This window comes from Rhizomicrobium sp. (genome assembly GCF_056722145.1).
Map to the genome: position 1 here is coordinate 1 of NZ_JBWZET010000016.1, position 6,383 is coordinate 6,383.

A 6,383-nucleotide genomic window follows, 5' to 3' on the forward strand; every position below is an offset into this window, starting at 1 on the left:
GATCATGTTGAGTTTTGTCGGCGAGGCGGGTGCGCAATCGCTGGAGGGGTTCGTGGTCGGCGGCGAGGCGGCGGCGCAGATGGCGTCGCGACCCAAGCCGCAAAGCGAGGGCCCGGCCGTCAACGACTCGGCGGCGGCCTGGACATTGGGACCCGGCCTGACGCTGCACATGACCTGGTCACCGACGAGCGGCAAAGTCCTGTTCGTCGAAAAGGATTGGGTCAAGGGTTCACCGACGGCGGAGACCGGCGTGCCGGGGCTGACGTTCGGGGTGACGCATCTGTCTGACATTCGCGCGCGCTTCGGCAGCAACGGTTTCGGCTTTCGCGCCAATGCCGCGAAGATTTCCGACGACGGTCTCGTGTTCGTCAATTGCTTCGAGATCGCCGGCCATGACGGTCTGGTGCTGGCGGTGGTGACCCTCGTTCACAACGATCAGATCGCCGAATTCAAGCAGCATCCCGATTCCGGCAAGGCCGTCCTCGAAACCGTGATGCTGACCGACCGCACCTATCTGCGCGGGCTGTGGGGCGCCGAGCTGGGCGTCGATCCCAAACATCATCCGATCGAATGGTGAGCGGCGGGTTCGCAATCTGCGCCCGTCAAGGCACGGCGTTACAGGTGATCCACCGCGCACCGTCCGATGCCTCAGCTGCGTTTGCTGCCGAGGCCGGCGAGGAAGAGGCTGAGGGTGCCGGAGAGGATCGCCAGCACGACGATGCCGACGGCAATCCAGATGCTGCGCTCGGCCTCGGCGATCATGTCGGTATGCTGGGTCAGGCGTTTGGCGCGTTCGAGCTTGAGCAGGTCCCATAGCCGGCCGCGCGCCTGATCGGTCAGGCTGTGTTCGGCGCGGGCAGCGTCGGAACGGTCGAAATGGGCGACCTCGTCGGGATGGGCGACGAGATAATCGAACGCGGCGGCCCGCTGCGTGAGCAGGGCGATGACATCGCGGTACAGCGCCGCCATGTCGGGGTCCGTCCCCACCGAGCGGCTCAGTTTGGCGACGGCGATGGCGATATTCTTGCGGCCGGTCGCGATCTGACGGGCAAAATGCGGCTGGCCACTGAGCACGAGCCCGTTGAGCGCGCCGTCTGACGCCAGCAGCCGCGATTCAATCGTGGTGATCTCCAGCAGGGTGTCTTCGGCCGCCTCGGCCTGGCTCCGGCTGGCCTTGAGGCTCGACAGCGTGAAGCTCATCAGGATCAGCGCGCCGATCATCAGAACGGCCGTGCCGGTGAAGATCTGCACCGCCAGCGAATGCAGCCCGCCGTCGGCGGCGGACCCGAATGCGCGCTCTTGCCATGACGCCCGGACCATGGCGCCCCCCGTCCAGATTGGCTTACCATGGTAATGAAAGCGTTTTAAAAAATCGTGCAGAGCGGTCAGGCGATGCGGCGCAGCGAAGCCGGTTTGGACGCCGCCTTCTCGCCGGCAACGGTGAAGAAGGCGACGAGGTCCGACAGCTCGCGCGTCTCGTCGACCAGGGTGCGCGAGGCCGCGGTGGTCTGTTCCACCATCGCCGCATTCTGCTGGGTCATCTGATCCATCTGGCCGACGGCGCTGTTGACCTCCTGGATGCCCGACGACTGCTGCCCCGCCGCTTGCGACATCTCGGCGACCAGCGTGTTGATGCGATGGACGTGGTCGACGATGTGTTTCAGCGCGACGCCGGTTTCGGCGACCAGCCGCACCCCGCCTTCGACATGCTCGCCGGAGGTGTGGATCAGCGCCTTGATCTGTTTGGCGGCGTCGCCGGAACGCTGCGCCAGCGCCCGGACTTCCGAGGCTACCACCGCAAAACCCTTGCCGGCCTCGCCGGCGCGCGCCGCCTCGACACCGGCATTGAGCGCCAAGAGATTGGTCTGGAACGCGATCTCGTCGATCACGCCGGTGATGTCGGTGATCTTTTTCGACGATTGGGCAATGGCGTCCATCGCGGCGATCGCGGTGTCGACGACGCTGCCGCCGTGTTCCGCCGCTTTCTCGGCATCGGCGGCGCTGTGGGCGGCATCGCGCGCGTTGGCGGCCGTGGTCTTCACGGTCGCGGTGATTTCTTCCAGCGCGGCGGCGGTCTGTTCGAGATTGGCGGCCTGCTGCTCGGTGCGCTGCGACAGGTCGTCGGTCGCGGTCGCGATCTCGCCGGTGCCCTCGGCGATGCGGGTGGAGACGCCGCTGACCTGGCGCACGGCGTCGTGCAGGCGGTCGAGGGCGGTGTTGAAATCCTCCTTCAAGGGGCCAAACGGACCGGTCAGATGGGCATCGATGCGGTGGGTTAGGTTGCCGCGGGCAAGTTCGGACAGGCCGGTGCCGATGCTTCGCACGATGGTGTCCGCCTGCTCAGCCTTGGTGCGCTCGGTGGCGGCGAGCTGCTGGCGGAAGGCCTGCATCGAATGAGCGAGCTTGCCGATCTCGTCGTCACGGTCGAGCGCCGGCACGCTGGCGTCGCTGCGCCCCTCGGCGAGGCCCGACATGGTCTCGACCATGCGTTCGAGCGGACGGGCTGCAACCTTGCGGAAGGTGGTGCGCACGGCGAACAGGAGTGCCAGCGAAAAGCCGACCACCGCGGCCAGCAGCAGGGCAACTTTGCGGTCGCGTTCGGCAAAATCGGCTTTCGCCGACAGACTGGAGGAAAACACCGCAATGACGTCGCCTTTGCCCTGGCGCATCGGCGCGGCATGGCAGGCGTAACATTCCTGCCGGCCCGTGGCGGCCGTACCGCCGAGCACGACCGGCGTCGAAAATCGATATGTATCACCGACGAAGCGGCCGACCGGCCGGCCGGTCCGCATCACTTCTTCGTCGATGGCATCGCGCGGCGCCTTGATCGCGGTCTTGGGCTCGCTCTGGCTGACGAACGCCGCCATCGGGCGGTTCCAGGCGCTCCACAGCTCGCCCGGATAATCGACATTGCGCTGCGCGAACCAGCCGTTGAACACCGACAGCGAGGCGTTGTCGCTGTCCTTGAGGCGGGCCATCATGGCACTGTTGACGAGGGCGTCGAGCGACTGCATCTCGTTCGACGACAGGCTGTGCAGCCGGGTTTCGATGGCGTCGGTTTCCGTCCACCACGTCAGCGCCGAGGCGCAAACGGCGGCAATCGCCAGGCCGATGCCGACGATCGCCATGAACTGGCGCTCCAAGCTGCCGTTGATCCAGTGCATTGCGCATTCCCGGGGTGGTCCTGGGCGGCGATACTCCGGGGAGACGATTGGGATGGGGTTAATTGCAGTGCTGGATTGGCATCTATAAGTAGTTGCACGGACAAACAAAACGGCGACACCAAAAGAAAAAGGCGGACAGGGCAACCCCCCATCCGCCTTTTACAGGTGTTTGTCGAAACCGCTTAAACCGTCTTCTGCGGTCCGACGAAGGCGACGCGCAGCATGTTGGTGGCGCCAGGGGTGCGCAGCGGAACGCCCGCCGTCACCACGATGCGCTCGCCCGGCTTGGCGAAGCCTTCGAGGAAGGCAAAGCGCGCGGCGCGATCGACCATGTCGTCCAGGTCCTGGGCATCTTCGGTGTAGATGCAGTGCAGACCCCATACGAGGCTCAACCGGCGCGATACTTCGAGCTGCGGCGTCAGCGCGATGATCGGCGCGTCCGAACGTTCGCGGGCGGCGCGAAGCGCGGTCGAGCCGGACTTGGTCCAGCAGACGACGGCGCGGGCGTGGATAGTGCTCGTCACCTCGTGCACGGCGGCCATGATCGCGTCCGGCGTGGTCGATTCCGGCTCGTTCCTCTGGCTGTTCATGATCGGGATGTACTGCGGATCGCCTTCCACCGTGGTGGCGATCTTGTCCATCATCGACACCGCTTCCACCGGATACTGGCCGGCGGCGCTCTCGGCCGACAGCATCACCGCATCGGCGCCGTCGAACACGGCGTTGGCAACGTCGGTGACTTCGGCGCGGGTCGGCACCGGCGCGGTGATCATCGACTCCAGCATCTGGGTCGCCACCACCACCGGCTTACCGGCCTTGCGGGCCATCTTGGTGATCAGCTTCTGCTTGCCGGGCACTTCCTGCACCGGCAGCTCGACGCCGAGGTCGCCACGCGCCACCATCAGCGCGTCCGACAGGTCGAGGATTTCCGGCAGCCAGTCGATGGCGCGCGGCTTCTCGATCTTGGCGAGGCAGCCGGCGCGGTGGCCGACGATCTTGCGCAAATCCGCCATGTCGTCGGGGCGCTGCACGAAGGACAGCGCGATCCAGTCCATGCCGAGATGGAGCGCGGCATCGAGATCGGCCCGGTCCTTCTCGGTCATCGCCGAGATCGGCAGCACCGTGTCGGGCAGGTTGATGCCCTTCTTGTTCTTGAGCATGCCGCCGACTTCGACGATCGCCTCGGCCGACTCCTTGCTGGCATCCTCGATCTTGAGACGGATCTTGCCGTCGTCGATCAACAGGACTTCGCCCGGCTGCACCGCCGCGAAGATTTCCGGATGCGGCACCGGAATGTCGTCGCCGCTTTCGACGATGGTCCTGCGCACCAGGCGCAGCTTGTCGCCCTTGTGCACTTCGCGCTGGCCGTTCGGCAGGACGCCGAGACGGATCTTCGGACCTTGCAGGTCGGCGAGGATGGCGATGGGACGCCCGACGCTCTCTTCGAGATCGCGCACGATGCGGACTTTTTCCGCAAGCTCCGCCGGCGCGTTGTGGCTCATGTTGATGCGGAAGACGTCCGCGCCCGCCTCGAACAGAGCCCGGATCATCTCTGGCGATGAACTTGCCGGACCGAGCGTTGCAAGGATCTTGGTTTTACGTCTGCGCCTCATGAAGTTCTTTTCCGATTCATCCTAGTTCGACAGTGATTGCTTCCAATTTGGGCTGTTGCCCGTATCGACGGCAAAGAAGCCTTTGCGGTCAAATCCACGCGGCGCACAATTGCCCCGCCCGGAAATTTCGAATTTCGGCTGCGGCAGCGTGCAGAAATAGGTTCCGCCGCCCCAATTGCCCGACTGGCCGTCCGTTCCGTAGAGGTAGTAGTAGCGTGCATTGAGCCGGCCGGAGATGAGCGTCTCGCATTTTCGCGAAGGAATTGTCCACCAGCCTCGGCTCTCCCACTCCGTTCCGTTGTACAGGCCCAATGCCACCTTCGCTGCCACGCTCGCCTTGTTGCAGACCGTGAGGTCGGCCCGGGCCGGGACCGTCACAGCCACCGTTAAAAGGAGAATCAGGGCAACAGAAAGGCGCATGGCGCTGTCAGGATGTCGCGCAAAGCGGGGGATTCGTCAACGTCATACCGAACACTTGCCCAATAAAGCCCTGACGGCGATGATGTCCGTTCGATGACGGAACCTCCTTTCGAGCATATCCCGGAGCCCCCGGGGGCGCAGGCGAGACTGCTATTCGTCTGCGATCACGCCGCAAATGCCGTGCCAGAGGGCGTTAGCCTCGGCCTCGGCCCCGATTTGTTGGCCACCCATATCGCCTATGACATCGGTGCAGCCACCGTCACCCGCGATCTCGCCGCCCGCTTCGCGTGTGCCGCGATTCTGGGGCGCTGGTCGCGTCTGGTGATCGACCTCAACCGCGGCCCCGATGATCCCACCCTGGTCATGAAACTGTCAGACGGTGCCGTCATTGCCGGCAATCGCGATGTCGATGCGGCTGAGGTCGCCCGTCGCATACGGGATTTCCACGATCCCTATCATGGCGCGATCACCGCCGCGGTCGACCGGATCGAGGCCGCCGGAAAGGTTCCGGTCCTGATCTCGATCCATTCCTTCACGCCGGTTTGGAAGGGACGCAAACGAACGTGGGAGGTCGGCGTGTTGTGGGACCGGGACGGCCGGCTGGCCCAGCCCTTGATGGCGCGGCTGGCCGAGGCGGGCTTCACCGTCGGCGACAACGAGCCCTATTCGGGGGCGCTCGACGGCGACACCCTCAACCGCCACGGTACGCGGCGCGGGCTGCCCCATGTCCTGATCGAAATCCGCCAGGACCTGATCGCCCGCGATGCCACCGCATTCGCCGCGCGTCTTCAGCCGGTTATCGCTGCCGCGCTCGCCGATATGGCGGCGGTGGAACGGCATCCGCCTGAAAAGACTCACAGCTAGCGCATCCGGTCGCGTTGCGTGCGGCGGACGCGGCGGCTAGGTTCCGCGGCTCATCGGTGCATAAGGCGTTTGATATGGCCAAGTCGGGCTTCGCGAAAGATCGTCTGCGTTCCTTCATCGAGCGCGTGGAGCGTCTCGAAGAAGAGAAGAAGGCGCTTTCGGACGACATCAAGGAAGTCTACGCCGAGGCCAAGGGCGAAGGATTCGACGTCAAGATCATGCGTCAGATCGTGCGCCTCAGGAAAATGGACAAGGCCGACTATCAGGAAGCCGAAGCGATGCTGGAGCTCTACAAGCGCGCTCTGGACATGCTCGACTGACG

Annotated in this window: 7 protein-coding genes; 3 read left to right on the plus strand and 4 right to left on the minus strand. The window is 64.9% G+C overall.

Features of this window, described 5'->3' with window-relative positions; translation table 11 throughout:
• On the plus strand, positions 1 to 577 hold a 577-nt coding region (locus AC1P6P_RS00920), incomplete at its 5' end, for a hypothetical protein (protein ID WP_481400553.1).
• A gap of 71 nt (positions 578 to 648) precedes the next feature.
• On the opposite strand, the gene AC1P6P_RS00925 is transcribed toward AC1P6P_RS00920, so the two are convergent.
• From AC1P6P_RS00925 to AC1P6P_RS00940, 4 genes are all read right to left on the minus strand, one after another.
• Positions 649 to 1,320, minus strand: coding sequence for a hypothetical protein (locus AC1P6P_RS00925; RefSeq protein ID WP_481400554.1), 672 nt, complete (start codon positions 1,318 to 1,320; stop codon positions 649 to 651).
• A 65-nt stretch (positions 1,321 to 1,385) separates the two neighbouring features.
• Complete coding sequence (locus tag AC1P6P_RS00930; protein ID WP_481400555.1) at positions 1,386 to 3,164, minus strand: methyl-accepting chemotaxis protein; 1,779 nt, start codon at positions 3,162 to 3,164, stop codon at positions 1,386 to 1,388.
• Positions 3,165 to 3,346: 182 nt separating this feature from the next.
• Positions 3,347 to 4,777 carry a pyruvate kinase gene (pyk, locus tag AC1P6P_RS00935; RefSeq protein WP_481400556.1) on the minus strand — a complete coding sequence of 477 codons (1,431 nt, stop codon included), beginning with the start codon at positions 4,775 to 4,777 and terminating at the stop codon, positions 3,347 to 3,349.
• Between the two features lie 21 nt (positions 4,778 to 4,798).
• Positions 4,799 to 5,197, minus strand: a complete 399-nt coding sequence (locus tag AC1P6P_RS00940) for a DUF1036 domain-containing protein (protein WP_481400557.1) — start codon at positions 5,195 to 5,197, stop codon at positions 4,799 to 4,801.
• A 93-nt stretch (positions 5,198 to 5,290) separates the two neighbouring features.
• Here AC1P6P_RS00940 and AC1P6P_RS00945 point away from each other — a divergent pair, with 93 nt between their 5' ends.
• Together AC1P6P_RS00945 and AC1P6P_RS00950 are read left to right on the plus strand one after the other, a co-directional pair.
• The gene (locus AC1P6P_RS00945; protein ID WP_481400558.1) at positions 5,291 to 6,061 is read left to right on the plus strand and encodes an N-formylglutamate amidohydrolase; all 771 of its coding nucleotides are present in this window, start codon (positions 5,291 to 5,293) and stop codon (positions 6,059 to 6,061) included.
• Between the two features lie 74 nt (positions 6,062 to 6,135).
• Positions 6,136 to 6,381, plus strand: a complete 246-nt coding sequence (locus AC1P6P_RS00950; protein WP_481400559.1) for a DUF2312 domain-containing protein — start codon at positions 6,136 to 6,138, stop codon at positions 6,379 to 6,381.
• The last annotated feature ends 2 nt before the right edge of the window (positions 6,382 to 6,383 follow it).

What these genes read in the sequence shown, in the direction of transcription:
- pyk (WP_481400556.1), bottom strand. Translation starts at nt 4,777, where the DNA reads ATGAGGCGCAGACGTAAAACCAAGATCCTTGCAACGCTCGGTCCGGCA.
- AC1P6P_RS00925 (WP_481400554.1), bottom strand. Translation starts at nt 1,320, where the DNA reads ATGGTCCGGGCGTCATGGCAAGAGCGCGCATTCGGGTCCGCCGCCGAC.
- AC1P6P_RS00950 (WP_481400559.1), top strand. Translation starts at nt 6,136, where the DNA reads ATGGCCAAGTCGGGCTTCGCGAAAGATCGTCTGCGTTCCTTCATCGAG.
- AC1P6P_RS00930 (WP_481400555.1), bottom strand. Translation starts at nt 3,164, where the DNA reads ATGCACTGGATCAACGGCAGCTTGGAGCGCCAGTTCATGGCGATCGTC.
- AC1P6P_RS00945 (WP_481400558.1), top strand. Translation starts at nt 5,291, where the DNA reads ATGACGGAACCTCCTTTCGAGCATATCCCGGAGCCCCCGGGGGCGCAG.
- AC1P6P_RS00940 (WP_481400557.1), bottom strand. Translation starts at nt 5,197, where the DNA reads ATGCGCCTTTCTGTTGCCCTGATTCTCCTTTTAACGGTGGCTGTGACG.